This is a genomic window from Ralstonia insidiosa, assembly GCF_008801405.1.
Classification (GTDB): Bacteria; Pseudomonadota; Gammaproteobacteria; order Burkholderiales; family Burkholderiaceae; genus Ralstonia; species Ralstonia insidiosa.
Genome location: NZ_VZPV01000001.1, coordinates 1,164,491 through 1,189,733, shown reverse-complemented (window position 1 = coordinate 1,189,733; position 25,243 = coordinate 1,164,491). Strand labels below are relative to the sequence as shown.

General features: G+C 65.1%; 21 protein-coding genes. 9 read left to right on the top strand and 12 right to left on the bottom strand.

Annotated features, from left to right (window positions below; all coding sequences use genetic code 11):
- Positions 1–36 precede the first annotated feature (36 nt).
- From F7R11_RS05755 to F7R11_RS05740, 4 genes are all read right to left on the bottom strand, one after another.
- Positions 37–2,241, bottom strand: a complete 2,205-nt coding sequence (locus F7R11_RS05755; protein ID WP_064801838.1) for a TonB-dependent receptor — start codon at positions 2,239–2,241, stop codon at positions 37–39.
- Positions 2,242–2,319: 78 nt separating this feature from the next.
- On the bottom strand, positions 2,320–2,685 hold the full coding sequence (locus F7R11_RS05750; RefSeq protein ID WP_031329893.1) for a hypothetical protein: 366 nt from the start codon (positions 2,683–2,685) through the stop codon (positions 2,320–2,322).
- A gap of 154 nt (positions 2,686–2,839) precedes the next feature.
- Entirely contained in the window at positions 2,840–3,826 is a 987-nt protein-coding gene (locus tag F7R11_RS05745; protein WP_021196652.1) for a DUF6685 family protein, read from the bottom strand.
- A gap of 222 nt (positions 3,827–4,048) precedes the next feature.
- Positions 4,049–5,281 (bottom strand): cyclic di-GMP phosphodiesterase, encoded by a 1,233-nt coding sequence (locus tag F7R11_RS05740; protein WP_064801836.1) that lies wholly within the window; start codon positions 5,279–5,281, stop codon positions 4,049–4,051.
- Positions 5,282–5,621: 340 nt separating this feature from the next.
- Between F7R11_RS05740 and F7R11_RS05735 the strand changes: the two genes are divergently transcribed.
- Positions 5,622–5,963, top strand: coding sequence for a hypothetical protein (locus F7R11_RS05735; RefSeq protein WP_064801834.1), 342 nt, complete (start codon positions 5,622–5,624; stop codon positions 5,961–5,963).
- A gap of 68 nt (positions 5,964–6,031) precedes the next feature.
- On the opposite strand, the gene F7R11_RS05730 is transcribed toward F7R11_RS05735, so the two are convergent.
- The 3 genes from F7R11_RS05730 to F7R11_RS05720 form a co-directional block, all read right to left on the bottom strand.
- Positions 6,032–6,544, bottom strand: coding sequence for a MarR family winged helix-turn-helix transcriptional regulator (locus F7R11_RS05730; RefSeq protein WP_064806170.1), 513 nt, complete (start codon positions 6,542–6,544; stop codon positions 6,032–6,034).
- Positions 6,545–6,617: 73 nt separating this feature from the next.
- Entirely contained in the window at positions 6,618–7,775 is a 1,158-nt protein-coding gene (locus F7R11_RS05725) for an ABC transporter substrate-binding protein (protein ID WP_064801831.1), read from the bottom strand.
- A gap of 39 nt (positions 7,776–7,814) precedes the next feature.
- Positions 7,815–9,104 (bottom strand): flavin-dependent oxidoreductase, encoded by a 1,290-nt coding sequence (locus tag F7R11_RS05720; RefSeq protein ID WP_064801829.1) that lies wholly within the window; start codon positions 9,102–9,104, stop codon positions 7,815–7,817.
- A 164-nt stretch (positions 9,105–9,268) separates the two neighbouring features.
- On the opposite strand from F7R11_RS05720, the gene F7R11_RS05715 reads away from it, so the two are divergent.
- The 4 genes from F7R11_RS05715 to F7R11_RS05700 all read left to right on the top strand — a co-directional run bounded on the left by F7R11_RS05715 (position 9,269) and on the right by F7R11_RS05700 (position 13,539).
- Complete coding sequence (locus F7R11_RS05715) at positions 9,269–9,976, top strand: GntR family transcriptional regulator (protein WP_064801827.1); 708 nt, start codon at positions 9,269–9,271, stop codon at positions 9,974–9,976.
- Between the two features lie 35 nt (positions 9,977–10,011).
- The gene (locus F7R11_RS05710; RefSeq protein WP_064801824.1) at positions 10,012–10,689 is read left to right on the top strand and encodes a DUF2848 domain-containing protein; all 678 of its coding nucleotides are present in this window, start codon (positions 10,012–10,014) and stop codon (positions 10,687–10,689) included.
- Between the two features lie 26 nt (positions 10,690–10,715).
- On the top strand, positions 10,716–12,062 hold the full coding sequence (locus F7R11_RS05705) for an amidase (RefSeq protein WP_064801822.1): 1,347 nt from the start codon (positions 10,716–10,718) through the stop codon (positions 12,060–12,062).
- A 154-nt stretch (positions 12,063–12,216) separates the two neighbouring features.
- Complete coding sequence (locus F7R11_RS05700) at positions 12,217–13,539, top strand: MFS transporter (protein WP_064801820.1); 1,323 nt, start codon at positions 12,217–12,219, stop codon at positions 13,537–13,539.
- Positions 13,540–13,851: 312 nt separating this feature from the next.
- Here F7R11_RS05700 and F7R11_RS05690 read toward each other — a convergent pair whose 3' ends face one another.
- A complete protein-coding gene (locus F7R11_RS05690; RefSeq protein WP_064801818.1) occupies positions 13,852–15,264 on the bottom strand; it encodes a methyl-accepting chemotaxis protein in 1,413 nt (470 codons plus the stop codon).
- Between the two features lie 139 nt (positions 15,265–15,403).
- Positions 15,404–18,118 carry a sensor domain-containing protein gene (locus F7R11_RS05685; RefSeq protein WP_064801816.1) on the bottom strand — a complete coding sequence of 905 codons (2,715 nt, stop codon included), beginning with the start codon at positions 18,116–18,118 and terminating at the stop codon, positions 15,404–15,406.
- Positions 18,119–18,315: 197 nt separating this feature from the next.
- Here F7R11_RS05685 and F7R11_RS05680 point away from each other — a divergent pair, with 197 nt between their 5' ends.
- Positions 18,316–19,491: an alpha-D-ribose 1-methylphosphonate 5-triphosphate diphosphatase gene (locus tag F7R11_RS05680; RefSeq protein WP_064801814.1), complete on the top strand. Its 1,176-nt coding sequence runs from the start codon at positions 18,316–18,318 to the stop codon at positions 19,489–19,491.
- A 14-nt stretch (positions 19,492–19,505) separates the two neighbouring features.
- Positions 19,506–20,258 carry a DUF1045 domain-containing protein gene (locus F7R11_RS05675; RefSeq protein WP_064801812.1) on the top strand — a complete coding sequence of 251 codons (753 nt, stop codon included), beginning with the start codon at positions 19,506–19,508 and terminating at the stop codon, positions 20,256–20,258.
- 21 nt (positions 20,259–20,279) lie between these two features.
- Here the strand turns inward: F7R11_RS05675 and F7R11_RS05670 are convergent, their stop codons facing one another.
- The 3 genes from F7R11_RS05670 to F7R11_RS05660 all read right to left on the bottom strand — a co-directional run bounded on the left by F7R11_RS05670 (position 20,280) and on the right by F7R11_RS05660 (position 22,885).
- Positions 20,280–21,086 (bottom strand): hypothetical protein, encoded by an 807-nt coding sequence (locus F7R11_RS05670; RefSeq protein WP_374754718.1) that lies wholly within the window; start codon positions 21,084–21,086, stop codon positions 20,280–20,282.
- A gap of 19 nt (positions 21,087–21,105) precedes the next feature.
- The gene (locus tag F7R11_RS05665; RefSeq protein ID WP_021196637.1) at positions 21,106–21,477 is read right to left on the bottom strand and encodes a hypothetical protein; all 372 of its coding nucleotides are present in this window, start codon (positions 21,475–21,477) and stop codon (positions 21,106–21,108) included.
- Between the two features lie 220 nt (positions 21,478–21,697).
- Positions 21,698–22,885 (bottom strand): MFS transporter, encoded by a 1,188-nt coding sequence (locus tag F7R11_RS05660; protein ID WP_064806168.1) that lies wholly within the window; start codon positions 22,883–22,885, stop codon positions 21,698–21,700.
- Positions 22,886–23,133: 248 nt separating this feature from the next.
- Between F7R11_RS05660 and dacB the strand changes: the two genes are divergently transcribed.
- Together dacB and mobB are read left to right on the top strand one after the other, a co-directional pair.
- A complete protein-coding gene (dacB, locus tag F7R11_RS05655) occupies positions 23,134–24,681 on the top strand; it encodes a D-alanyl-D-alanine carboxypeptidase/D-alanyl-D-alanine endopeptidase (protein ID WP_064801810.1) in 1,548 nt (515 codons plus the stop codon).
- Positions 24,678–25,214, top strand: a complete 537-nt coding sequence (mobB, locus tag F7R11_RS05650) for a molybdopterin-guanine dinucleotide biosynthesis protein B (protein ID WP_021196634.1) — start codon at positions 24,678–24,680, stop codon at positions 25,212–25,214. The genes dacB and mobB overlap by 4 nt, the downstream gene beginning before the upstream one ends.
- Positions 25,215–25,243: the final 29 nt, after the last annotated feature.

Sequence of the window (25,243 nt, the reverse complement as noted above, 5' to 3'; positions counted from 1 at the left end):
AAGAAAGGGCCGGCGCTGATGCCCGGCCCTTTTTGCTTAGAACGGCTTGCTGACGGACAGCAGGAACGTGCGGCGCGGCGCAAACTGCGGTGCGCCCACGCCGATGCCCGTGCCGTCGCGCAACTGATAGCTGCGGTCGAAGATGTTCAGCACGGTCAGGCGCGTCTTGAACTTGCCGAGCATCGGCAGGTTGAAGTCGCGCGCGGCACCGATATTCATCTGCCAGTAGGCCGGCAGGTGGTTGGTGTTGGCAAAGCCGCTGCGCAGGCCCGTACCGAACAGTACATCGCTGGTGTAGGTTGTGCTCGAATACAGGTATGACACACCGGCCGACGCGGTCAGGCGCTGGTCGTGGTCCAGGTTGACCCAGTGGCTGTTGATGTAGGCCAGCTCATCCGCACCAAAGTTGAACTGCCCCGTCTCGATGCCCTTACCCTGCGCGCGCGATACCGCCACGTTCACATACGCACCCAGGTTGCCGTTGCGATAGTTGGCGCTGCCTTCCAGACCGTAGATGCGGCCACGCTCGTAGTTGAACGCCGAATACAGCAACGCATTGCCGAACTGGCCTTCATCCTGCAGGTGGCGCACGTCGCGGTAGTACGCATCCAGGCCCACCGTGAGGTGCGGCGTCAGCTGGTGCGAGACCCCCAGGTCAAAGTAGTTCGAACGCTCCGACTTGACCGCCGTGTTGGCATCCGACGGCAGCGCATTGGTCGTGCCGAGGAAGCTCGCCACCGAGGTGCTGTCAAACTTCTCGGTCGGCGGCGGCGTGAAGTAGCGCGCGTAACCGGCATGCACGCGGGTGCGCGGCGTCAGGTCATAGGTCAGGCCCAGGCGCGGGCTCAACTGCTGCTCGCTGACGATGGTGTTGACGTGGTCATAGCGCGCACCGTAGTTGACGGTGAGCTTGTCGGTCGGCTTCCACTCGTCCTGCAGGTAGACGCCCATCGTCGTGCCGGTGCCGCTGTGGTTGTCGACGATGGTGAGCGGCGTGCCGCTGGTCTGTGCGCCGGTGCTGTCGGCCGGGAACACGCGGGAAGTGTTGTCCGTTCCGAAGCGCTCGCGCTGCACGAACACACCGGCACGCAGCGTGTGCTTGTCATTGAGCTTGTAGCTGGCGTCGCCCTGCAGGCCGTAGGCTTCATTGCGACGCGTGAGGTCGGCCGCCACGCCGTTGTAGACGAGATCCCCGATCGGATCGGGCGTGTAGTCGATCCGGCTGGAGCGGCGGAACACCGACACCTGGTAGTCCAGCTTGGGCGACACCTTCTGCTGATACGTCAGGATCTGGAAATCGGTCTTCTCGCGCTGATTGGCGTTGAGCGCCTCCGATGCCGGCGGCACTGCACCGTCCAGCGTGAACTGCGGCGTCAGCCCGGGGCGCGTCGGAATCTGGAAGCGGCCGTTGGACGAGCCGAACATGAAGCTCACGCGGCTGTCGTTGTCGAGCAGGTACGAGAGCATGCCGAACGACTTGTTCTGCGTGGTGTGGTCGTGCGTGGCGTTGCGGTTGCCCGTGGGGTTCTCGATGCCGAGGTTGTTCTCGGCAAACACGCCGCTCAAGTAATAGCTGAAGCGGTCTTTCGTGCCCTGGATCTGCGCGTTGACCTCGTGCGTGGCGTTGCTGCCGAGCACCGTGCCGATCTCGCCGCCGAAGGCCTTGGGCTCGCCGTTCTCATCGGTGGAAGCGCCCTTGGTGGTGATGTCCACAATGCCGGCCGTGCGATAGCCATACTGTGCCGGCAGCGCGCCGGTCAGCACATTGATCTGGTTGGCGAACCGCGTATCCAGCATCTGCCCGAAGCCGCTGATCGGCTCGGGAACAATCACACCGTTGATGCGGTATTGCAGGTTGGAGTGGTCCCCACGCACATGCAGTTGGCCGTAGGAATCCTGCACCACGCCCGGCGCTTGCAGCAGCACCTGGTTCAGCGGCGTAGCGTCCCCCAGCGGCAGGCGGGCGATGTCGTCGGTATCAAACTTGTAGACCGAGCTGCCGGTGTCCGGCGACAGCGCATTGCGTGCCGCATCCAGGCGCTTGGCGGTGACGCGGGTTTCGCTGAGATCGCGCACGTTGGTGGCAGGTGCCGCTGACGTGGCAGGCGCGGCATTGGTGGTGGGGCTCTCGGCCGGAGCCGTTTGTGTCGTGGCTTCTTGCGCCAGAGCGGAGACGGAGGCGAAGGATGGCAGCACGGCAGCAAGCGCCACCACCAGCTTGGCAGGCTGGAACGGAATCATGGAAAGACCTTTGAATCGAACAAATGCGTCAAACGGCGGCTCGTGCATCAAGACGCGAGCCGACAGGCAAGTCGAAAATCAAAGGCAGAACGGTGGATCGCGCGAACAGACGGCGACCGGAAAGACCGGCGCCGCGGCGCGAAAGCCGATATGAGGAAAGTGCCAGCGCCGCGTGCTGCGCAAACGCAGTACCAGCAGCATCGGCAGCGCAGCCGCGAGCGCAGCAAAGGCCGCGCACTGCAAGCAGGCAGCGTGCTCCTGCGCGGGCTGACTGCCGCGTTCGGTGCCGGCAGGTGTGGCCGCGACGCTCAGCTCAGCCGAAGTCCCTTCGCTCCAATGCGACAGCGCATGCCGCAGCGCGCCCTGCTGACCAAACAGCAGCAGCACGGCCAGCAGGCAAGCCAGCCAGCGCAAATGCGAGAAGGAGGAGCGGAAAGCGCGCACGGTTTGAGGAGCAGATGCAGGCGCGCAATCTTTCCGGTGACTGAGCGCCCAATGCAACTAAGTTGCGAATTCTGACACCGGCCGCCCGATTCGGCAATCCGTCGGGTGGAGGGAGGCGGCAGGGAAAACCGCCCGCCACCCTACCGCCTTCGTATTACAGGCGCGTGTGCGCGAAACCTGGCCCGAAGCCCGTCTGCACGCCCAGGCTCGGCACGGGCACACGCTTCCAGTTCGGGCGGGCCTTGCGGGCGGCCTCGGCACGCTGGGCTGGCGCGCCCACTTCCGTGGCGTCATGCAAGTTGGCCAGCCAAGTGCCGTAGTCAAACCAGCCGTCACGCACGAGCTGCTCACCCACGCAGTTGGCAAAGCGGTCGGACTTGGGCAGGAAGCACAGTTCGAAGCCCTCGGTCTCGCGGCGGCCGTGCATCCAGCGATGCGGCACCTGGTGACTGGCGAGCGCTTCCGACAAGCGCGTGCCATAACGCTGCTGCCCCTGACGGCGCGCGGCAATCACGTGGAAGCCATCCAGCAGCCGACGCAGCCCCAGCGCAGAGCGCGCATGGCGTACCTCGGCATCCACCAGCAACACGCGATTCTGCGTGCGTGCCTGCAGCGCCAGCGCAGCAAAATGGTGCGCGCCCCATTCATTCATGAAGAAGAGTTCGGCGCCCGCAAAGTCATAGGCGCGGAACACGTTGGTCTGATCCGCATAGCGGAACACGTGGCGCTGGTTGGCGGCAAAGTCCGCATCAGTGCTGTGCGGAATGCGGCGGCAATGCTGATGCGCAAACACCAGCATGCTCGGGAACGAGTGCACCGAGCACGGCGACTGCGCCAGCCCCGTCACCGCACGAATGTCGATCTGGCAATGCTCACGGCGCACGCCTACCAACTGGCTCAGATGGTGGTGGAGATCATCCACCCAGTCGGCGTGTGCCAGATGCTTGGGAAACAGTTGATGCGCAGGCTCGGCCAGGCCGCCCTCGAACAGGAACGGCACGCTCTTGTGCCAGATATCGAGCTTCCAGTGCGACAGTGCATCGCGCTCGGTGCGATGGTGCGCAACCGATTGCGTGACATTGAAGGCTCGTGACCGGATTGCCCAGTCCGAAACCGCATGCAGCATGTTGGAAACGTTCATGTCACCCCCCGGAAGACCGAATCGTTTATTTGAGAGGTTGCTGCCGTTGCTCTTGATGGCAATCAGTCAACAACGTAAAAATCAACGACTCAACGGTACCCCACTTTAGAGGGGTGCGGCATGAAGTTTATTGAAGTCCGTGTTAAGAAAAAGACACAAAAATCGAAGGGGCTTGCCAAATGAACAGCGCCGCACTTTGGCGGCGCTTACGTTGCATTCTGATCAAACCAGGCACATGTCAGAGACCTCTTCGTCCGACAGCCCCCAGGTGGCGGCATCTTCCACGGTGACGATGGAATCGTCCGACTTGCCCAGGCTGATGCGCTCGGGGCGCACGCGGGTCTTGGTATTGCCGGAATAGAACACCACGATGTCCGGCTTGAGGGCCGACGCTTCGTTCTGGTGGACGACCACGCCCAGCCGGTTGGTACGCAGCTTGACCAGCGTGCCGACGGGGTAGATGCCCACGCTGCGGGTGAAAGCCTGGAACACGGTGCGATCGAACTGTGTGTCAGTGCGGGCCATCATGTACTTGAGCGCCTGTGCCGGCGACCACGCATGGTGATACGGGCTGCTCGACGTCAGCGTGTCATACACGTCGCAGATGGCCCCCATCTTGGCCCACAGACTGATCCCTTCGGTCTTCTGTGCGTCGGGGTAGCCGCTGCCGTCAATGCGCTCGTGATGGTGCAGGCAGATCTCGCGCGCAATCTCACTGAACTGCCCCGTGCCCTGCAGCAGGTGATGGCCGCCCACGGCATGGGTCTGCAGCAATGCCAGTTCGTCCTTGGTGAGCGCCGTGCTCTTGTCGAGCAGCGTGCGCGGCATGGCCGATTTGCCGATGTCGTGCACCAACCCGCCCAGGCCGCATTCGCGGATCTCGTCTTCCGGCAGGCCCAGCGTGCGGGCCAGCGCCACCATCAGCGCGCAGACCGCAAACGAGTGCAGGTAGGTGTAGTCGTCCTTGTTCTTCAGGCGCGCCAGCGCAATCAGCGCATAGGAGTTGCGCGCCAGTGAGTTGGACACGTCATCCACCAGCAGCAGCGCCTTGTCGGTCTCCAGGGCGCGGCCCATGCGGGCTTCGGCAAACATGTGGCCGAGCGTCGCCTTGCCGCTCTGCATCAGCTTCTGGGCGTGCTGCCACTCTTCCTTGAGCGACGTGGGCGTAATCGGCGGGCGGGCGGCAACGGTTTCGCGCGTAAGCGGCTCGGGCTCGGGCGCCGAAGTGGACACCCCAGCGGCTGCCGGCGTGGGCATCAGGCCCTGAGCGACCACGTCCTCGCCGCGCTCCGGATCGATCCAGATCTCGGTGATACCCGCCTTGAGGATGTCGTCGATCTGACCCTGGTGCGACAACTGAAACTGCGTACGCCAGAAAGGATGTTTCAACCAGGACCCACCCAGCTTCATCACAAACATACCGACACGCAATTGGTTCGCATCGATTCGCTTCATACCCTGCCCGCCTCGGCTCGAAGTCCGGTTTTGATTGAAATAGGGATGCGGCACGTCAGCCGACACTGACGCCGTTTTGGCCATTCGAGTCTACGACCCAGGTGGATGCTCGGGGCCACCAACAAACCAAACCGCGCTTGGCTTATCGGCAGCCCCCGCACAAAACTTGAGGGCAGAGGTGGATCAGGCGGCGCGTAGCGCGCTTCGAAACAGGGACATCGGGGAACGTCGGCGCTCGCAGCGGTCGAATCAAACAGGTGGTGCGTCAAGACCCACGCCCGTCGGGCTGCCGACCGGGGCGACGGCGGCGTACACTAAGCCCCATGGAAGTGCATCCGACATGACTCACGATCCCGCATCCCAACGCAAGGAAGCAAAACCCGATGACTTCGCGCTCAACCGCGACGCCATCCGCTGGCTTGCGTCCTTGCCGGAAGATGTCCGGCCGATCGAGCTCGGCCGCAAATTCCCGCGCATCATCAACTCCATCGCCGCCAAATGGGTCGACTTCATCGGCTGCCGGCGCTACCTCGACAGCCTGCAGATTGATGACCGCGGTGGGCGCCAGGGCTTTCCATTCGAGATCGTGCAGGAGATCTGCACACTGCGCGAACACTTCGATTCGCTCTACCCACCCGACAAAGACCTCTGGCAAAAGGCCATCGACGCTGACAAGCGCTAAGCCAACCCAAAGACGATGTTGCGGCCCGGAGTCGGTTCACTCCCCGGGCCGTTTTCATTCAAGCGCGTTCAATCGCTGTCCGGCCCCGATGCCAGCTTGTTGAGCAACGCTAGCAAACGCTGCTTCTCCTCACCGGACAGATGGGCGGTCACGCGGGTATCGTGCGCGGTGACCGCACGCGTGATCTCGTCGAGCGTGGTGGCGCCCTTGGCCGTCAGCACCAGGCGAAAAGCGCGCCGGTCCGTCGGCGAAGGCTGCCGCTCGACCAAGCCCATGTCTTCCAGCGTGTCGACCAGCAGCACCGCACCGGAGCGCGCCACGCCCAAGATATTGGCCAGTTCGGTCAGCTTGAGGTTGGGGTTGTGCGCGATCACGGTCATGGCCGAGAAGCGCGGCGGCGTGATGTTCCACGCCTGCAGCGAGCGCACAAAATCTTCGTAGATATGCAGCTGCGCACGCCGCACCGCATAGCCGATCAACCCGTCGAGTGCGCCGTACTCTACGTCCGCGATATGCGGATTGAAGTGACCGGATTCAGCAACGGCTGGGTACAAGTCGTCGGCTTTGGGTTGGCGCGGCATGGTGGCGTCAGGCATACGGAATCCGTCGATTATCGTCGGCCGCGTGCCCGTCAGCCATGAACCGAGAAGAATTTCAGTTCTTCACGACAGCTTGATCGGCGGGCAGCAGCTTCCACTTGCCGTGATCCACGGTCAGCAGCACACGGCCGCGCGCGTCAAAGCCAAAGTGGTCGGCCGCCGTGTAGTTCAGCACGCCGTGCGAGACGACGATGTCGTGCTCGGTCTCCAACGCATGCTTGAGCGCGCGGCGGAATTCCGGCGTGCCCGGTTTGGCCGTCTTGAGCGCCACCGGCACGATGCGCTGGAGCACCTGCAGCGCATCCCACGTGTGCGCGCCAAACTGCGTACGTGAATCGGGCCCGTAGGTCTTCTCGTAGCGCGTCACATACTCGAGCGCAGTCTTCTTGCTCGGATGGCTGTCCGGCAGTTGCTCGGCCACGATCACCGGCCCGGCCGGCAGGATGGCTCCGTCGACGGCCTTGCCACCGATGCGGATCAGGTCCTTGGTAGCGGCACCATGCGTCTGGTAGATCGGCCCGGCATAGCCGCGATCACGCAGCGAGGTGTGCGGCAACGCGGCGCCTGTGCCTGCCCCCGCCACGAGAACGGCGTCGGGCTTGAAGCTGATCAGCTTGGCGACCTGCCCTGTCACATTGGTATCGGCGCGCGCGTAGCGCTCCACATCCACCACCTTCAGGCCGCGCGGCGTAGCGGCCGCAGTGAAATCCTTCAGCCAGCTCTCGCCGTACGCATCGGCAAAACCGATGAAGCCGACGGTCTTCACGCCGCTCGACGCCATGCGCGCAGCAATCGCCTCAGCCATCAGCGAAATCGGCTGCGCCAGGCGATACGTCCAATCGCCCTTGCCTGGCTTGAGCTCCACGGGGGCGAGCGACAACTGCGGCGTCTGCGATTCGGTGGCGACTTCGGCAATCGCAATCGACGGCGCCACGGCGGACGAACCGACGATCAGATCCACGTGGTCTTCCGTCACCAGCTTGCGCGCCATGCGTGCGCCGGTGCTCGGGTCAGAGGCGTCATCCACCAGCACCAGGCGCAGCTTCTCGCCACCGATGGTGTCTGGATAGAACGCCAGCGAATTCTTCTGCGTGATGCCAAGCGACGCCGACGGCCCGGTGGTCGACAGGCTCACGCCCACGACGATCTCGGCATGCGCGGCAGTCACAAGCAGGAGCGCGGCGGCAGCGCAGATGGTGCGGTGGATGATCATGGGTCTCCTCTCCTCTTCTGGTGTTCTGGCGGTATGGGTTCAGGCGGGTACGCGTGTGCGTGCTGGCATCGGCGGCTGGTCACGCAGCGATTGCGGATCGAAGCCGGCCAGCTTTTTATAGCGCATCGCAATCCCTTCCAGCTCGGCGCGCGGGATCACGCCATCGATATCGGCGAAACCTTGCGGTGCGCGTTCGTGCGCGAGCTGCATGACCTGCTCCGGGCCGTTGAGCCGATTGCGCAGCACGATACCAGCGGTGCGCGGCAGGCGGTCGGCCTCGTACTCACGCAGGGCGATGCCAGTGTCGCGCGTGGCGAGCAGGCAATCGACCAGTGCACGCGCATCGAGAATCGCCTGTGCGCTGCCGTTCGAGCCGATCGGATACATCGGGTGTGCGGCATCGCCCAGCAGCGTGACGCGCCCGAAGGTCCAGCGCGGCAGCGGGTCCTTGTCGACCAGTGGGAATTCATACACCGCCTGCGCGCCGTCGATGAGTGCGGGAATGTCGATCCAATCCCATTTCCAGTCGGCAAAGGCGCTGCGGAAGATGGCGCGGTCGACCTCGCGGTTCCAGTCGCTGCGTGGCGGCGCTTCGTCGGGCACGCGCAGCTCGGCAATCCAGTTGATAAGCGAGCGGCCCTGCTGCCGCAGCGGCTCAGAGATCGGGTAGGCGACGAATTTCTGGTCCTGATGGCCGGCCATGAACATGGTGCGTCCATCGAGGTACGGTGCGGCTTCCGTGGTGGCACGCCAGAGCATGCGGCCCGCAAAGCGCGGTGCATCGCCGCTCGAATAGAACTGACGGCGCACGGCGGAGTGGATGCCGTCCGCACCGATCAGCACGTCGGCAGACGATTCGACGAGCGCGTCGTTGGTGCGTTCATTGCCCCGATTCCGCAGCGTAAAGCGCACCGGACCGCCGCCCTCGCCCGTCGATTGGATGGCATCAAAGCTATGACCAAGGCGGATGCAATCCCGCCCAAGGCGCTCGCCCACGGCATCGGCCAGTGCCATCTGAAATTGGCCGCGATGAATGGAGAATTGCGGCCAGTCGTAGCCCGCCGCCAGCCCACGCGGCTCATGCCAGATCGGCTGACCGAAGCGGTTGTAGTAAGCCAGCGCGGAGGTGCGGATCGCCAACGCACCAAGCGTGTCTTCGAGCCCCAGTTCACACAACTGACGCGCGGCGTGCGGCAGCAGGTTGATGCCCACGCCCAGCGGACGCAGCGTCTGCACTGCCTCCCACACCTCGACCTCGAAGCCCTGGCGCTCGGCCATCAACGCGAGCGTGAGCCCGCCGATGCCCGCGCCGATGATGGCGATCTTCATGGCTGTCTCCGTGAAATTTGTTGCAGTCTATAACAAATATCAGCGACAACCAGAGCGTGCCGGATCAGGGCAATCCCTAGGCTAATGTGGCGTGTGGATGCCTTGACGCTCAGTGATATATCACAATACCATCACTCGACTTTTACGAAATCCGAGACTGCCTCATGTCGCGTCCGATCAAGCTTGTTACCGCGGAAGCGCCCGTGCCGTTCGCCGCCGAACCCGCCGCGCACGCCCCCAAGGGCGCTGCCCTGCGCGAGCTTGCCTACGGCGAGATCAAGCGCCGCATCATGGCGTGCGAATTCCGCCCCGGCGAGCCACTCAACGAAGCGCAGTTGAGCGCGCTGCTGGGCCTGGGCCGCACGCCGATCCACCAGGCCCTGCATCGCCTTGAAGTGGAAGGCCTGGTGCAGATCCTGCCGCGCAAGGGCGTGCTGGTGACCCCGCTGTCGCTCAACGACGTGCTCGACATGATCGAGGTGCGCGCCACCAACGAGATCCTGTGCGTGACGCTGGCTGCCGAGCGCGCCCACCCGGCGGACTTTGAAGCGATGCGCGCCATCGTCGATGCATCGCCCGCGCTGATCGAGCACCGCGACATCGCCGCGCTGGCGGCGCTGGACCTCAAGTTCCACCTCGCCATCTCCGCCGCCTCGCGCAACCGCGTGCTGGCCGAGCTGCTGCGCGGCCTGCATGAAAAGCAGGCGCGCTTCTGGTTCCTCTCGCTGTCGGAGCCGCAACACCTGCAGAACGTGTACGACGAGCACCTCGCCGTGCTCGATGCGCTGGAACGCCGCGACGTGCCCGCTGCCCGCGAGGCCATCCGCGAGCACATCGACGAGTTCCGCCGCACGATCATCCGCACGCTCTGATTCCCGTTCCCCCCGCCCTCTTTCCGGAATTCCGCATGACCACGCTGCACCTGAACCTGATCGGCCACGGCCCCGTCGACGTGACCGTGGACCACCTCGTCATCGCCGGCTGGACCGGCCGCGACGCTGAAGCTGTTGAACACCACATCGCCGAACTCGAAGCGATTGGCGTGGCGCGCCCGGCGCGTGTGCCGTGCTTCTATCGCGTGTCGCATTCGCTGCTGACCACCGATGCGCGCGTGGAAATTCCCGGTGCCGATTCGTCGGGCGAAGCGGAGTTCGTGCTGTATTCCACGCCGATGGGTCTGCTGGTCGGCATCGGCTCTGACCACACCGATCGCAAGGTCGAAGCCTATGGCGTGACCGTCTCCAAGCAGATGTGCGCCAAGCCCGTGAGCCGCGATGTGTGGCGCTTTGAAGCGCTGGCCGATCACTGGGACAGCCTGCAGATGAAGACCTGGCGCACCCGCAACGGCCAGACCGCGCTGTATCAGGAAGGCAGCGTCACGCGCATGCTGGACCCGCGTGACCTGATCCGCCGCTACACCGGCGCTGACACGCTGCCGGTGGGCACCGCCATGTTCTGCGGCACGCAGCCCATCATTGGTGAACTCGGCTTTGGCGAGGCGTTCGATATGGCCCTGATCGACCCCGTCTCGGGCACCGAGCTGCGCCATCAGTATGCTGTCGACACGCTGCCCGTTGAGGGCTGAAGCACCCCCTACCGGAGACCCTCTGCATGATGACGCCCCGCCCGAACATGATCCGCGCCCTGGCCGCTGAACTGGCCAGTGGTCGCACCACCAGCGTTGCGCTGACCGAAGCCGCCCTGGAACACGCCGAAGCGCATCGCGCCGCCGGCGGTGCCGCCTATGTGAGCATCGACGCGCAAGCGGCGCTGGCCATGGCACGCGCTGCCGACGCCGCCCGCGCGGCGGGCAACGTGCCATCGCTGCTGGCAGGTCTGCCGGTATCGATCAAGGATCTGTTCGACGTGGCGGGCCAAGTGACGGCCGCAGGCTCGCGTGCGCTGGCGCATCAACCGCCCGCCACTGCGGACGCTGCTGCAGTCGCCCGCCTGCGTGCTGCCGGGGCCGTGCTGCTCGGCCGCACCAACATGAGCGAATTCGCGTTCTCGGGCCTGGGCCTGAACCCGCACTACGGCACGCCGCGCACGCCGGCAGATGGCACGCGTGCTGCGGGCGGTTCCACCTCAGGCGGCGCTGTCACCGTGGCTGGCGGCATGGCGGTGGCGGCCTTGGGTACGGACACGGGCGGCTCGATCCGCATTCCGTCGGCCTTCTGCAATCTGACTGGCTTCAAACCCACCGCACGCCGCGTACCGATGATGGGCGGCGTGCCGCTGTCCACCTCGCTCGATTCCGGTGGGCCGCTGACCAACTCGGTGGATTGCTGCGCCATCGTCAATGCCATCCTCAGTGGTGAATCGCTCGACACTGATGCAGTGCCGCTGGCCGGCCTGCGCTTCGGCATCACGCAGGACTACGTGGGGGCGGATCTCGACGACGTCGTCGCCAAGGCATTCAACCGCGCCATAGAACGCCTCGAACGTGCCGGTGCGCATATCGTGCGTTTCGATTTTCCCGAACTGCTGCAACTGCCCGAGATCAACGGCGGTGGCGGCCTCACGGCGGCGGAAGCCTGGGCATGGCATCGCCCGGTGCTGGCACGTGCCGAGGCGCAGTACGACCAGCGCGTCGCTGCACGCATCCGCCGTGGTGAACAGATGGGTGCCGCCGCTTACATCGACGTATTGGACGCGCGCACCCGCATGATCGCCGCCGCGCACAAGCGCCTGGGCAACGTCGACGCTTGGCTGATGCCGACGGTGGCCATCGTGCCGCCGGAAGTGGCACCACTCGAAGCAGATGACGCCCAGTTCTTCCGCACCAATGCACTGACGCTACGCAACCCGAGCGTCATCAACTTCCTGGACGGCTGCGCACTGACGCTGCCCATCCATGCCTCCGGCGAACTGCCGGTCGGCCTGTCGCTGTGCGGTCTCGCCAATGACGATGCGCGCATCCTGCGCGTCGGCCGGGCGGTGGAGGCTGCACTGCGTTGATCGACTAGACCGAACACTCCCCGCCGGCGTCCGGGCCACGCAGGCGGTTCTTTAAGCCACGAAGACAAGGCGCGCTACAGACGCGTCCGGCCCCACTCACGCCTGCGTTTTGACAACAAAGCGCAGACGCCCTTGCACGCTATTGGAGGAAACCATGTCGCAAACCCAAGCCCTGCCGGCCGACCGCACGGACCCGGCCAGCAGCCCACCCCACGGCACCGTGCTGGACGCCACCTACCGCCGCATCGCATGGCGGCTGGTGCCGTTCCTGGTCTTCCTGTTCATCCTCGCGTGGATCGACCGCGTCAACGTCGGCTTTGCCAAGCTGTCGATGCTGCAGGACCTGCAGTTCAGCGAAGCGGTGTATGGCCTCGGTGCCGGCATCTTCTTCATCGGCTACTTCCTGTTTGAAGTGCCGAGCAACCTGCTGCTGGAGAAGATCGGCGCACGCAAGACGCTGGCGCGCATCACCATCCTCTGGGGCCTGGCCTCGATGGCGATGATCTATGTGAAAACGCCGGCCTCGTTCTACGCGCTGCGCTTCCTGCTGGGCATTTTTGAAGCCGGCTTCTTCCCGGGCGTGGTGCTGTATCTGACGTACTGGTTCCCTTCGGCCTACCGTGCGCGCATCAACGGCCTGTTCATGACCTCGTTTGCGATTGCAGGCGTGGTGGGCGGCCCGGTGGCGGGCTTCATCATGAGCACCATGGAAGGCGTCGGCCACCTCGCCAACTGGCAGTGGCTGTTCCTGCTGGAAGGCATTCCTTCGGTGCTGGCCGGCTTTGCCGTACTGGCCTGGCTGCCGGAGACGCCACGCCAGGCCAAGTGGCTCTCCGATGCGGAGCAGGAAGCCGTCGTCCGCTCCATCGACGCAGAAAACCGCGATCCGGCCAAGCACGTGTCGTTTGGTGCGGCACTGTCCAACGCCCGTGTGTGGATCTGCGCGGCAATCTACTTCTGCGTGGTCAGCGGCAACGCCACCATCGCTTTCTGGACGCCGTCGATCATCAAGGAGCTGGGTGTACAGGGCAACTTCCACATCGGGCTGATCAGCGCCATTCCGTTCATCGCCGGCACGATCGCGATGGTGTGGAACGGCATGCATTCAGACCGCACAGGTGAACGCCGCATGCATTGCGCCATCGCCGCCATCATCGCCAGCGCAGGCCTGATCGCGACGGGCGCAACGCTGGGCACACCGGTGCTGGCACTGGTTGCGCTCACCGTGGCAGCCATCGGCATCCTGGCGGCATTCCCGGTGTTCTGGTCGATTCCGGCAGTGTTCCTGGCCGGCACCGCAGCCGCAGGCGGCATCGCCCTCATCAACTCGATCGGTAACCTGGCCGGCTTCGTCGCCCCGTACATGATCGGCTGGCTGAAGACGAGCACCGGCCACCTCTCGGCCGGCCTGTACTTCGTCGCCGTGTTGGAACTGGGTGCCGCCGTGCTGGTCATCGTAGGCACGCGCAAACACTGAGCAAACCACCAGGGAAACTATCGCGGCGCCAACCCATACGCCGCGATGGTTTGGCCTTTGACGTTCCTGCCCTAGATGGCGCCTTGAATTTCTGTAAGCGGGCGGAAAAAAGAAGGAGGCCTGTCTGAGCGAAGCGAGTTTGCCTCCTTCTCCGCCCGGTTACATAAATTCAAGGGGAAGTCGCCATCTCGGGCGCGCCTCTCTTTGCTTACTTTCTCTGGCAAGACAGAGAAAGTGAGTCGGCCCCGGCAGGGGACGAAACGCGGGATGCACCACCAACATCCATCGCCAGCGAATCGTGGCACAAGCCGGCTACCCCGCCACCTTGTACCCAATCCTCAACCCACCCCAGTGCCGCCCGTTCACATAGATCGGCGCCGACACATCCTTCATCATCACAAACGCGCCGTTCCCCATATCGCGCCGATACGTCTGCAATAAGAACGCCTCGGTATTGCGTGCCGCCCCCAACCCCGTGCGATCGGCAAACACCCGCCGGTTACGGCTGTTGGCCGCGTTCCACACCGGGTCACTGCCCTGTGGCTGCGAGAACTTCAGGTTGTGCGTCGGCAGATAGCCGTTAGTGTCCACCGCCGCACAAAACACCACCCGCGGGTCGAGCCCCAGCAGCGGCTCCTGCAGCGCAGGCAACACGCGGTCCGTAAACGCCGTGAAGCGCGCCAGATGCTGCGGCGGGTCGGTGTTAGCGATAGGCTGATATGCGCGGTCAAACAAATCGCCCTCACTGATGTCGCCACGCGCGACGGCCGACTCGAACAGCGCACCGATCCTGCGCGCCGTCGCCTGAACGGCATCAATAAACGGCGTATCGGCACTCTGCACACCGGTAGCGGCCGTGTGGCGAATCAACGTTTCCGATACCGCCAGAAGGCCGGAAAGCTGCTGCCGCGCGTTGTCGATGTTCTGGCTCGATTGCCGGACACCCTCGGCCATGGCCTCCACCTCGTGGGCAAGCGAAGCGCACTCGTCTTCAATCGCGGCGGTGGAGTCGGCAATGCTGGTGGCCTCGGCGTCAAACCGTGCGATGGCCTCGCCCGCAACACCGATCACCGCACCAATGGCCTGCGTGCCGGCATCCACACGCTGTGCACGTGCCACGTTAGTGCTGCTGTCACCGATCAGCTTGTCGGTCTGGCCAGACAAATCCGCCAGCGTGGTCTCGATACGTTGCGTGGCCTCTGCCGTCTGGCCGGCGAGCTGCTTGACTGCGCCTGCCACCACGGCAAAGCTGCGACCGGATTCCCCGGCACGCGCCGCCTCGATGGCGGCATTGATGGCCAGCAGGTTGGTCTGCTTGGCAATCTGCGAAATCTGTTCCGACGCCTGCGCCACCTGCACCAGCGCGTCGCGCAGCGCAGCAATCTGCTGCTCCATGCTGGCCACGCCGATCGCCAGTTCGCGGATGTCGCGCAACGAGGCATCCACCGTGGCGCGTGAATCACGCACCTCTTCGCTGGCGTGCGACGCCACTTCACGCGCGTGGCGCGCGGCCACGGCAATGTCGTGGTTACCGCGCATGGTGGCGTCAGCAGCGCTGCGCAGTTGCTCGAATACATCGGCCTGGCGACGCAGGCGCACGGCCACGTCCTCCACGTTGCCGGACACCTCGCAGATGCCCATGCCCACGCGGCCGGCCTCTTCGGCAATGCGGGCAATCAGTTCGGAAGAGGCTTTTGGGCCGCGGCCCCAGGCAAATGGCTTCACGTGCAGTGGTCTCCAAGGTCGTTGTTTTATGCGCCCTCGCAACGGTGGCGGGGCAACCCTCTATGGGGCATATCGGCGCGGGCGGATGCGCGCTGGAGAGACGCTACGCGCCCAGACTTACGCTGGCATTACGGCTAGATCATGCCTGCGCGGCGCGGCTACGGCGCAAACGCGCCTCGTAGGCAGCCGCCGTCATGGGCGGGCCAAACAGGAAGCCCTGCAGCTTGTCGCAGCCAGCGGCCTGCAGGAACTCGGCCTGCTCCAGCGTCTCGACGCCCTCGGCGGTGACGGTCATGTCCAGCGACGCCGCCATCGCCACGATGGCGCGCGAGATCACCACCGAATCGCGGTGGCGCGGAATGCCCGAGACGAACGAGCGGTCCACCTTCAGGTTGTCGATCGGGAAGCGCTGCAGATACGACAGCGAGGAATACCCCGTGCCGAAATCGTCGATCGAGATGCGGATGCCCAGCGCGGTGAGCGCATCAAGTACGGGCATCACGGCGGCGGTGTCGCGCATGAGCAGGCCTTCGGTGATCTCCATCTCCAATGCGCACGCGGGCAGGCCGGCTTCGGTCAGGCACCGCGAGATGGTCGGCACCAGCCCCTCGCCAAACTGGCGCGGCGACAGGTTCACGGCCACGAAGAAGTTCGGCATGCAGGTGGCCCGCCAGTGCGCGGCCTGGTGGCATGCCTGCCCCAGCACCCACTCGCCAATCACGCCGATGAGCCCGGAGTCCTCGGCCACGGGAATGAACTCGGCAGGCGACACCTCGCCCAACTCCGTGCTGTGCCAGCGCAACAGCACTTCTGCGCCGACAATCTCCATTGACGTTGCATCGACGATGGGCTGGAAACGCAGCGACAACTCTTCTGCCGCCAGTGCGCGGCGCAGGTGGTACTCAAGCTGAAAGCGCCGCTGCGCCCGCTGCGACAGCCGCGCGGTGTACACGCGATGCTGGTTACGCCCATTCTGCTTGGCGTTGTACATGGCGGCATCGGCACAGCGCAGCAGCGTGGCGGCATCGCTGCCGTGCTCGGGATACACCGCAATGCCGATCGACGCGCCCAGGTAGTACTCCGTGCCGCTGGTGGAGAACGGCTGCGCGATGGCCTCGACGATGCGCTGGGCCAGCCGCTCGGCCTCGCCCAGCGAGCGCACGTTGTCGAGCAGCACGACAAACTCGTCGCCCCCCAGGCGCGCCAGCGTATCGCTCTGGCGCACGCAGGCCGACAACCGCTGCGCGACGATGCGCAGCAGGTGGTCGCCCGCTTCGTGGCCGGCGGTGTCGTTGACCTTCTTGAAGCCGTCCAGATCCAGGAACAGCACAGCCACCTGACGGCCATCGCTGGCCGCCTCGTCCAGCACGGCCTGCATGCGCTGCGAGAAATAGGCGCGGTTGTACAGGCCGGTCAGCGCATCACGCTGCGCCAGGAACTTGAGCTGCTGCTGGGCCTGACGTGCCGGGCCGATGTCGTTGAACGAGATGAGCACGGCGGTGGGCGCATCGTCGCCGGGGCGTGCGATGGGCAGCACGTTCTCGTGCACCCACACCACATCGCCATCCACCAGTTCCAGGCCGATGGTCAGGCCCAGCAGCGGGCGGCCGGTGCTCAGCACCACGTGCGTGGGCCGCTCGTTGAAGGGAATCTCGCTACCGTCTTCGCGCAAGGACCGGCGCATCAGCGCAAGGTGGCTGGTGCCGACCGGCGACACATTGCCCGCCCGCAGGATGCGCCGCGCGCTCGGGTTGCACGCGAGGATGGTGCCGTCGGCCGCCTGCACGACGATGCCTTCGGTCAGGTTGTCGACAGCCAGGCGGTAGCGCTCTTCGCTTTCCTGCAGCTCACGCGCGATGTGCGCCTTCTGAATCGCCACCCCGACGATGTCGGTGATGCCGTCAAGCAAGCCCATCGTGTCGTGCGTGGGCGCACGCGGCGTGTCGTAGTAGACGCCCATCGCGCCAATCATCTGCGCGTTATCGCCACGGATGGGAGTGGACCAGCAGGCACGCAATCCGAGCGGCTGGACGATGTCGCGGTAGTCGTCCCACAGCGGGTCGGTGTCGATGTCTTCCACCACCACGCGTTTGTTGAGGAACATGGCCGTGCCGCACGAGCCGTGCGCGGGCCCGATCGCCAGCCCGGTCAGCACCTGCGAGAGCATGAACGGCAGCGACGGCGCCACGGCCTGTGTGACATGTTCGCTGTCGCTGCTCAACAGGACAGAACACATCGCACCGTCGTCAAGCAACGCTTCCACCAGCCGACATACCTCGGCCAGCAGGTCAGACAGCGGCACGTTGCGCGAACTCAATTCGAGCACGGTCTTTTCGCAGCGCAACAATTCCTTGGCACGTGCTGTCTCTGCGGCCAGGGCGCGGTAGTTGGCTTCGGAGTCACGCAGGGCCTGTTCGGCCTGCTTGCGCTGGGTGATGTCGCGCGCGACCACCTGGATGGCGGTGCGCCAGCCGAGTTGCACGGGCGCGGACAGCACCTCCACATCGACGGGCGTGCCATCGCAGCGCAGCAAGGTTTGCTCCACCGGCGGCAGGCCTGCGCCGTGCGCCACCATCCACGCGCGGCGCTGGCGGGCAAGGTGCACCGAATCCCCATGCACGAACTCGTCCAGCTCGTGGCCGACGATGTCGCGGGCATGCTGCGCACCGAACAGCCGAACACCTGCCTCGTTGATGAAAACGATGATGTCGTCCGCCACGATGTACAGCGCATCCGGCATCTGCCGGACGAGCGCCTCGTAGCGGTCATCAGCAAGCGGTAGCGGCCTGATCATGTCCGGGCCGGTCGTATCCGGTTCGGGACGGTCGGGCCGCTCTGCGGAAGTGGCGTCCATAGGGCTGGGGGGCCTGTTTCTCTTGCTATCGACCATCGTGTCAGGAAAGTTAAGGCGTTTGGATGGTCCTCCCCTCTTCAGAGTGGTGCAAATGACCGAGGTCAGGTCGAATGACACATGAGTTGCGGCACAATGCCGGCACAACTTCGATGCGCGCGAGCACCGCAAACGCGCACACTTTCTCTCAGGCACGGGCCATGCAATCGTTTTCGTCCTCTGTCGGTCACTTGGCCGGCCTCGTTTCGCGCCGCACGCTCCTGGCCGATGGGCTGGTGGAAGCGGCGGTCCAGTTTCGTGACGGCCATATCGCTGCGTGTGACGCCAACCCGACGCGCGGCATGCTCGACTGTGGTGACCTGCTCGTGCTGCCCGGCATTGTCGATCTGCATGGCGATGCCTTCGAGCGCGCCGTCATGCCGCGCCCGGGCGTGGCCTTTCCGTACGACACCGCGCTGGCCGATGTGGACGGCCAGTTGCTCGCCAACGGCATCACCACCGAATTCCACGGTGTGACCTACTCCTGGGAAGGTGGCCTGCGCGGCCACGCCTATGCGCTGCGCATGCTCGATACGCTCGAAGCCATGCGCCCGCACCTGGGTGCCGAGCATTTGATGCACCTGCGCTTTGAGTTGCACCACGCAGACGGCGTGGCCGATGCGCTGGCCTGGATGGCGGCAGGCCGCGTGCACTTCCTCTCGTTCAATGACCACCTGCCGATGATGCGCGACAAGCTGGGCGACGCGCGCAAGCTCGCGCAATACGCCGACCGCGCCGAGTGCGACGTCGACACCTTCCGCACGCGTCTGGACACCGCCGCCGTCAACGTGCACAAGCTCGACGAGGTGCTCGGCGTGCTGGCACGGGCGGCGCAGCAGCGCGGCATCCGCATGGCCTCTCACGACGAACCGGACGTGGCCACGCGCAACACCTTCCACGCGCACGGCTGCACCGTGACTGAATTCCCGCTGACCGAGGAGGTGGCCCGCGCGGCGCGTGCGCACGGGGGGCACATCGTCTTTGGCGCCCCCAATGTGGTGCGCGGCGGCAGCCATAATGGCGCGCCCAACGCCGCAGCCATGGTGGCGGCCGGGCTGGGCACGGTGCTGGCCTCCGACTACTACTACCCCGCCCTGCTGGCCGCGCCGTTCAAGCTGGCCGAACGCGGCGTCGTGCCACTGGCGCAGGCGTGGGATCTGGTGGCCGCCAACCCGGCAGAAGCCGCGGGGCTGACCGACCGCGGCAGATTCGCCACCGGCTTGCGTGCCGACGCCATCGTGGTCGATGACCACCGCCCCGGCCTGCCGCGCGTGGTGGCTGCCGTGGTGGGAGGCCGCCTGCGCCACGCCACCGGGCATCTGCCGCTTATCGCCTGAGGACTTGGCTGCCGATGGACGCACCGCTGCAACCGTTGCCTGCGCTCCCCAACGCCTGGCGATACGCGCTCTACCTGCTGCCGCCCGAGCCCTGGTACACGCTGGGCACCCGCTGGCTCGGCCGCTGCGCGCTGCACGGCGGGCCGATCGACACCGATGCGCGCCAACCGCTGGCCCGCGACGCCCGTATTGACCTCACCACGCTCGACCGCTGGACCGCAGACCCACGCCACTACGGCCTGCACGCCACCTTCAAGCCGCCATTCCGCCTGGCAGAAACACGCACCGTGGATGACCTGGATGCGGCGCTGCGCCGGTTCGCGCTGGAGCAAACCCCATTCACGATCGAACCGGCGTTGCAAACGCTGCGCGGCTTCCTGGCCTGGCGCCTGCGCCACGGCGATCCCGCCCGCGATGCGCTCCACCAGTTCGCCGATGCCTGCGTGCGTGAGTTCGACACCTTCCGCGCACCGGCCCCGCCCACCGAGCTTGCGCGGCGGCGCCAGGCCGGGCTCTCGGACGCGCAGGAGCGCCACCTGCAGCGCTGGGGCTATCCATACGTGTTCGATACGTTCACCTTCCACATCACGCTGACCGGGCGCCTGGGCCATACCGAGCAACTGGCCTGCTACCGCGCGCTGGAAGCCGGCAGCGTGATGCTGCCGCCCACCATGTCCATCGACAATATCGCGCTGTTCACGCAGCCAGAACCCGAGGCGCCCTTTACCGTGGCGCGCGTGTACCGCTTCGACGGCAGCGTTGAATGATGTCGCAGCAGGTATTGATGCTCAGCGCGTGAGATCGACCACGTCGATCACCTGCGTCTGGCCGTGCTGCTCGACCTCCTGACGCATCACCACGCCGGCTTCCGGGCAGAACCAATCGGTCAGATGGGCCACGGTCGGCTCGGGTTCGAGCGATTCATTGCCCAGCTTCAACACGCCCAGCGTGGCCGTACGCGTGTAGCGGATCGGCCGGCACTGCAGAATGCCGACAACGGTGTTCATCGGCTGCGGTGGCCCGACCTCACGCTCGGACACCTCCACCTTGGCGTGCTCGGCGCGCATGTGCCCGACTGAAATCCCCACGCGGGGCGATACCACATCAAAGTCGAAACTCGATTCGTACGTATCGCCCGGCAGCATCTCGGCTTCGGGTGCCAGACCCGCGCCGTAAAGAAACATGCCGGAGATGGCCGTGCTGACGGTGCCGACCAGGTCAGCATGCTCGCTTTGCGCAAACACACGCCCATTGATGCTGACCACGCGCGTGACGACGCCGGCCTCGTCCACCAGCAGTTGGTGCTCCTGCACCGTCTCGATGGGCCGACCGCCGAGCGCCACAAGGCCAGACTTGGCGTAGATGTGCAGGCCGATCTCGCAGCCGTCCTGGATGTCGCGGTTGACGTCGTGCAGCGTGAACTCGACGATCATCGGCGTCTTGCCGTTGCCGTCCAGTCGCAGGCGGCTACCGTCATGCACCCAGGACGCGGTGCACAGGCCGGCAGCGTGCGCGGGCAGCGCCGCACAGGCCACCATGGCTGCAACCCATAAAGAAAAACGCCGATGCACCTGGCGATGCATCGGCGTCTTCATGAACCTGAACGGCATAGGCTTACTGCTTGTTCTGGTCCTTCGAGTACGGGCTGGTGGCATCACCTTGGCGAGCACCCTGGCTGTACGGATCGAACTTGTCGCCGGCCTTGGCACCCTGCGTGTACGTATCGTACTTGCCCTTCTCGACATTGGCCGGCTGGGCACCCGGGTTCAGTGCGCTGGCGGTGCTGTCATCCTTGTTGGCACCCTGCGAATACGGGTCGAATTTGTCGCCGGCCTTCGCCCCTTGGGTATACGGGTCGAACTTCTTGTCGGCGTTGGCGCCTTGGCTGTAGGGGTCGAACTTCTTGTCGGTTTGCGCGTGCGCCACACTGCTGATGGCTGCCACGACAGCAACCGCTGCCACGAGGTTGAGACGTTTGTACGGCATCTGAAGCTCCTTTCCACTGGGTCGTTTGGGCTGATCACATCGTGCAGCCTCATTTTGAACATATTCCGGTGCCGTCAATCACGGTTTGACCATGACGCCACATCGGAGAACCCCCTCTCCTCGTCGTACGCTATGGCAAGCGCACGCGAAAGTCAACGCACAGGAAGTGCCTATTTTTTTGGCGACATGCACAACATCAGTGTTGACCCTTAAGCCCTTTCTAGCCCTTCTGGCCTTTCTGCCGGATTGCTCCCGGCCCCGCAACGGCAATCAGCGCCATCGTCAGAGCCACCACAGACAGCCCCCAGCGCAAATCTGAGTGGTGGGCGATCAACCCGATGATGACCGGGCCAACCAGCAAACCTACGTAGGCAAAACGCGCCACCGCCGCAATGCCCTCTGCAGCCGGCACGCCCGGCAGGCGCGATGCGGTAATGAAGAAGATCGGCACCATGTTGGCTGCGCCCACGCCCATCAGCGCAAAGCCAGCCAGCACTGCCGCCGGGTCCGGCCACAGCAGCGCCAGCAGGATGCCGCCCGTGGCCAGCACACCGCTGGCGCCCAGCACGCGCATGTTGCCCCAGCGCCCGCGGGCGAAATCGCCGCCGAAACGCGCCAGTGCCATACCGCCTGAGAACGCTGCATACCCGGCGCTGGCAACGGCCTCGGGCGATTGCGCAATCTCGCGCATGTAGACGGTGGTCCAGTCGTACATCGCCCCCTCACCCAGCAGCCCGAAGAAGGCCAGGAGACCGAGCACGAACAGCGTGCGGCCGGTGCTCGGGTGTGCGGGTTCGCCTTCCGCATGCACGTGATCGGGCAGCATGAACGGCCCGGCGCACAGCGCGGTCGCCATCAAGACCAGCGCCATGCCGCCACAGTGCACGGCCGGCGGCACCCCCAACTCCAGCAGCACGCCGCCCACGGCTGCGCCCACCATGCCGCCCAGGCTAAACATGCCGTGCAAAGACGAAATGATCGGCTTGTGGTGGTTGGCTTCCACCGTGGTGGCCTGTGCATTGATGGCCACGTCGAACCCCACGGTGCTGACGCCAAACAGAAAGAGCGCCACCAGCAGCGCCGGGTAGCTGGGCATCAGCATGATCAACGCGAGCATCGCGCTGAACGCGATGCCGCCCCGCACACTGGCGTGCTGCGTGCCAACGCGCGCCACCCAGCGGCCCACAAATTTGATCGAGAGGATGGCACCAAAGGCAACCATGAACATCGCCAGCGACAACGATGCCTCGGACAACCCGAAGCGCGCCTTCACGGTGGGAATGTGGATACCCCAGGTCGCAAACGTTGCGCCGTTGACGAAAAAAAGAGCCATCGTCGCCGCGCGGGCTGACAAGGGTAGCCGGCGAGGCTGCAGCACGCCGGCAGATTGCACGAATTCGGAAGACATGAGGACGGCGAGGAATGCGCATGCCGCACGAACGTCGCGCGGCAAAGCCGTCATGCTACCGCGCCAAGCTGATCACTGCTTTGCGCAGGGTTGCCCACGCGATGACCCCGCCGTCACACGCCGATGATTCCCCAGGAATTGGACGATGAATGCCGCATTGCTTGTCGTCCGAAGCGCGGGGCCACTGCGTTAACATGCCTGCATCCGCACTTGGCGCACGCACGTGTGCCCCACTCTGCCCCCGCCCAATGGCCCGAATTCGCTCGACCCGTTTGCCGTACCTGTCGCGCTGCGCACTTGCCTGCGCAACCCTCCTCACCCTCGCGGCTACGCCCATCGCGCATGCCAAGAAGCCCAAAGCCCAGGTGGCCCACGCAACTTTCGCCGCCACCGCAGCACAGAAGCGTCAGGCCGCACGCAATCCCGCCGGGTTGCCCGCCAATGTGGCGCTGGCATTTGCCCGAGCGCATATTCCGCTCGATGCGGTGAGCGTGTTCGTGATCCGCACCGGCACCGCCAACCCCATCCTGCAGTGGAACGCCGATGCGGGCATGAACCCGGCGTCGACCATGAAGCTGCTGACCACCTTTGCCGGGCTGGATCTGCTGGGCCCCGACTTCCGCTGGAAGACCACGGCCTATGCCGACAACCAGCCCATCAACGGCACGCTCAACGGCAACCTCTATCTGCGCGGCCAGGGCGATCCGAAGCTGATTCCCGAAGAGCTGGTCAAACTGGTGAGCGACGTGCGCCGCGCCGGCGTGGATGAACTCGCCGGCAACATCGTGCTGGACCGCACGTATTTCGAGAACGGCCTGTCTGAAGCGCCACCGCTCGATGGCGACAGCGGACGTGCCTACAACGTGGCACCCGATGCGCTGCTGTATTCGTTCAAGACGCTCACCTTCACGCTCACGCCGGACGCCGGCAACGGCGCGGTCAACATCGACGTGTCACCACCGCTGGCGCAACTGCAGATCGACAACCAGTTGCGCACCACGCGTGGCGGCTGCGGCGACTGGAAGACGGCCTCCGGCGCCAACATCACCACGCAGACCGACGGCCACGTGCTCGCCAGCTTCGGCGGTCGCTATGCTGCCGCCTGTGGAGAACGCGTCTACAACATCGCCGCGCTCACGCATGCCGACTTCATCTGGGGCGGCTTCCTGGCGCTGTGGCAGCAGGCGGGCGGCACGACACGCTTCACGCCCGGCCTGCGCGAAGGCAAGGTGCCGCGCCAGGCTGTACTGCTGGCCACGCACTACGGCCCCACGCTGGCAGAAGTCGTGCACGACATCGACAAGTATTCGAACAACGTGATGGCACGCCAGCTCTTCCTCACCATTGGTGCGGAGATCGGCCGCAAGCCTGCCTCGGTGCCGCAATCGACCGAGGTCATCAACCGCTGGCTAGCCAAGCAGAACCTGACGATGCCGGAGCTGGTGCTGGAAAACGGCTCGGGCCTGTCGCGCACGGAACGCATCAGTGCACGCAACATGGGGCGCCTGCTGCAACAGGCCGATGCGAACCCGAACGGCGGCATCCTGCGCGACGCGCTACCCGTGGTGGGTGTGGACGGCACCATGCGCAACCGCCTCACGCGCGCCGGCGTGGCCGGCAACGCCGAGATCAAGACCGGCACGCTCAACGATGTGCGCGCCATCGCCGGCTATGTGGAAGGCGAAAATGGCGAGCGCTTCGTTGTCGTCAGCATGATCAACCACCCGAACGCGAGCGGCGGCCAGGCTGCACACGACGCGCTGCTGCAATGGATCTACCAGGGCGCGCCACGATGATGCAGTCGAACCCACGCGCGGCAATTCTCGGCATCACAGGCACCTCGGGCAGCGGCAAGACCACGCTCGTCGAGCAACTCATCGCGCGCTTCGTGCGCGATGGGCGCCGCGTGGCCGCCGTCAAACACACGCATCACGGCTTCGATCTCGACACGCCGGGCAAGGATTCGCACCGCATGCGCTCGGCCGGCAGCGCCGAGGTGGTGCTGGTGGGCGGCGAGCGCCTCGTGCTGATGCGCGAATTTGCCCCCGCACAAGAGCCTGAGTTGGCCGACGTGCTGGCACTGCTGTCCCCCGAGACCGACGTGGTGATCGTGGAGGGCTACAAGCGCAGTACGTTCCCGAAGATCGAGGTGTTCCGCCCTTCGCTGGGCCGTCCGCCGCTGTGGCCGGAAATTGGTGGCGTGGTCGCGGTGGCGACAGATGCCACCGATGGCGTGCAAGTGCCGGCAGGCATTGCCGTGCTCGACCTCAACGATGTCGATGCGGTGTACCGGTTTGCCGTGCAGCAGATTGCAAAAGCATCCACATGAAGCACTCTTAACATCTGCGCGAAGCAGCT

Bases quoted from the DNA above. Each gene is read 5' to 3' on its own strand.
- F7R11_RS05755 (WP_064801838.1), bottom strand. From the start codon at position 2,241: ATGATTCCGTTCCAGCCTGCCAAGCTGGTGGTGGCGCTTGCTGCCGTG.
- F7R11_RS05745 (WP_021196652.1), bottom strand. From the start codon at position 3,826: ATGAACGTTTCCAACATGCTGCATGCGGTTTCGGACTGGGCAATCCGG.
- F7R11_RS05740 (WP_064801836.1), bottom strand. From the start codon at position 5,281: ATGAAGCGAATCGATGCGAACCAATTGCGTGTCGGTATGTTTGTGATG.
- F7R11_RS05735 (WP_064801834.1), top strand. From the start codon at position 5,622: ATGACTCACGATCCCGCATCCCAACGCAAGGAAGCAAAACCCGATGAC.
- F7R11_RS05730 (WP_064806170.1), bottom strand. From the start codon at position 6,544: ATGCCGCGCCAACCCAAAGCCGACGACTTGTACCCAGCCGTTGCTGAA.
- F7R11_RS05725 (WP_064801831.1), bottom strand. From the start codon at position 7,775: ATGATCATCCACCGCACCATCTGCGCTGCCGCCGCGCTCCTGCTTGTG.
- F7R11_RS05720 (WP_064801829.1), bottom strand. From the start codon at position 9,104: ATGAAGATCGCCATCATCGGCGCGGGCATCGGCGGGCTCACGCTCGCG.
- F7R11_RS05715 (WP_064801827.1), top strand. From the start codon at position 9,269: ATGTCGCGTCCGATCAAGCTTGTTACCGCGGAAGCGCCCGTGCCGTTC.
- F7R11_RS05710 (WP_064801824.1), top strand. From the start codon at position 10,012: ATGACCACGCTGCACCTGAACCTGATCGGCCACGGCCCCGTCGACGTG.
- F7R11_RS05705 (WP_064801822.1), top strand. From the start codon at position 10,716: ATGATGACGCCCCGCCCGAACATGATCCGCGCCCTGGCCGCTGAACTG.
- F7R11_RS05700 (WP_064801820.1), top strand. From the start codon at position 12,217: ATGTCGCAAACCCAAGCCCTGCCGGCCGACCGCACGGACCCGGCCAGC.
- F7R11_RS05685 (WP_064801816.1), bottom strand. From the start codon at position 18,118: ATGGACGCCACTTCCGCAGAGCGGCCCGACCGTCCCGAACCGGATACG.
- F7R11_RS05680 (WP_064801814.1), top strand. From the start codon at position 18,316: ATGCAATCGTTTTCGTCCTCTGTCGGTCACTTGGCCGGCCTCGTTTCG.
- F7R11_RS05675 (WP_064801812.1), top strand. From the start codon at position 19,506: ATGGACGCACCGCTGCAACCGTTGCCTGCGCTCCCCAACGCCTGGCGA.
- F7R11_RS05670 (WP_374754718.1), bottom strand. From the start codon at position 21,086: ATGAAGACGCCGATGCATCGCCAGGTGCATCGGCGTTTTTCTTTATGG.
- F7R11_RS05665 (WP_021196637.1), bottom strand. From the start codon at position 21,477: ATGCCGTACAAACGTCTCAACCTCGTGGCAGCGGTTGCTGTCGTGGCA.
- F7R11_RS05660 (WP_064806168.1), bottom strand. From the start codon at position 22,885: ATGTCTTCCGAATTCGTGCAATCTGCCGGCGTGCTGCAGCCTCGCCGG.
- dacB (WP_064801810.1), top strand. From the start codon at position 23,134: ATGGCCCGAATTCGCTCGACCCGTTTGCCGTACCTGTCGCGCTGCGCA.
- mobB (WP_021196634.1), top strand. From the start codon at position 24,678: ATGATGCAGTCGAACCCACGCGCGGCAATTCTCGGCATCACAGGCACC.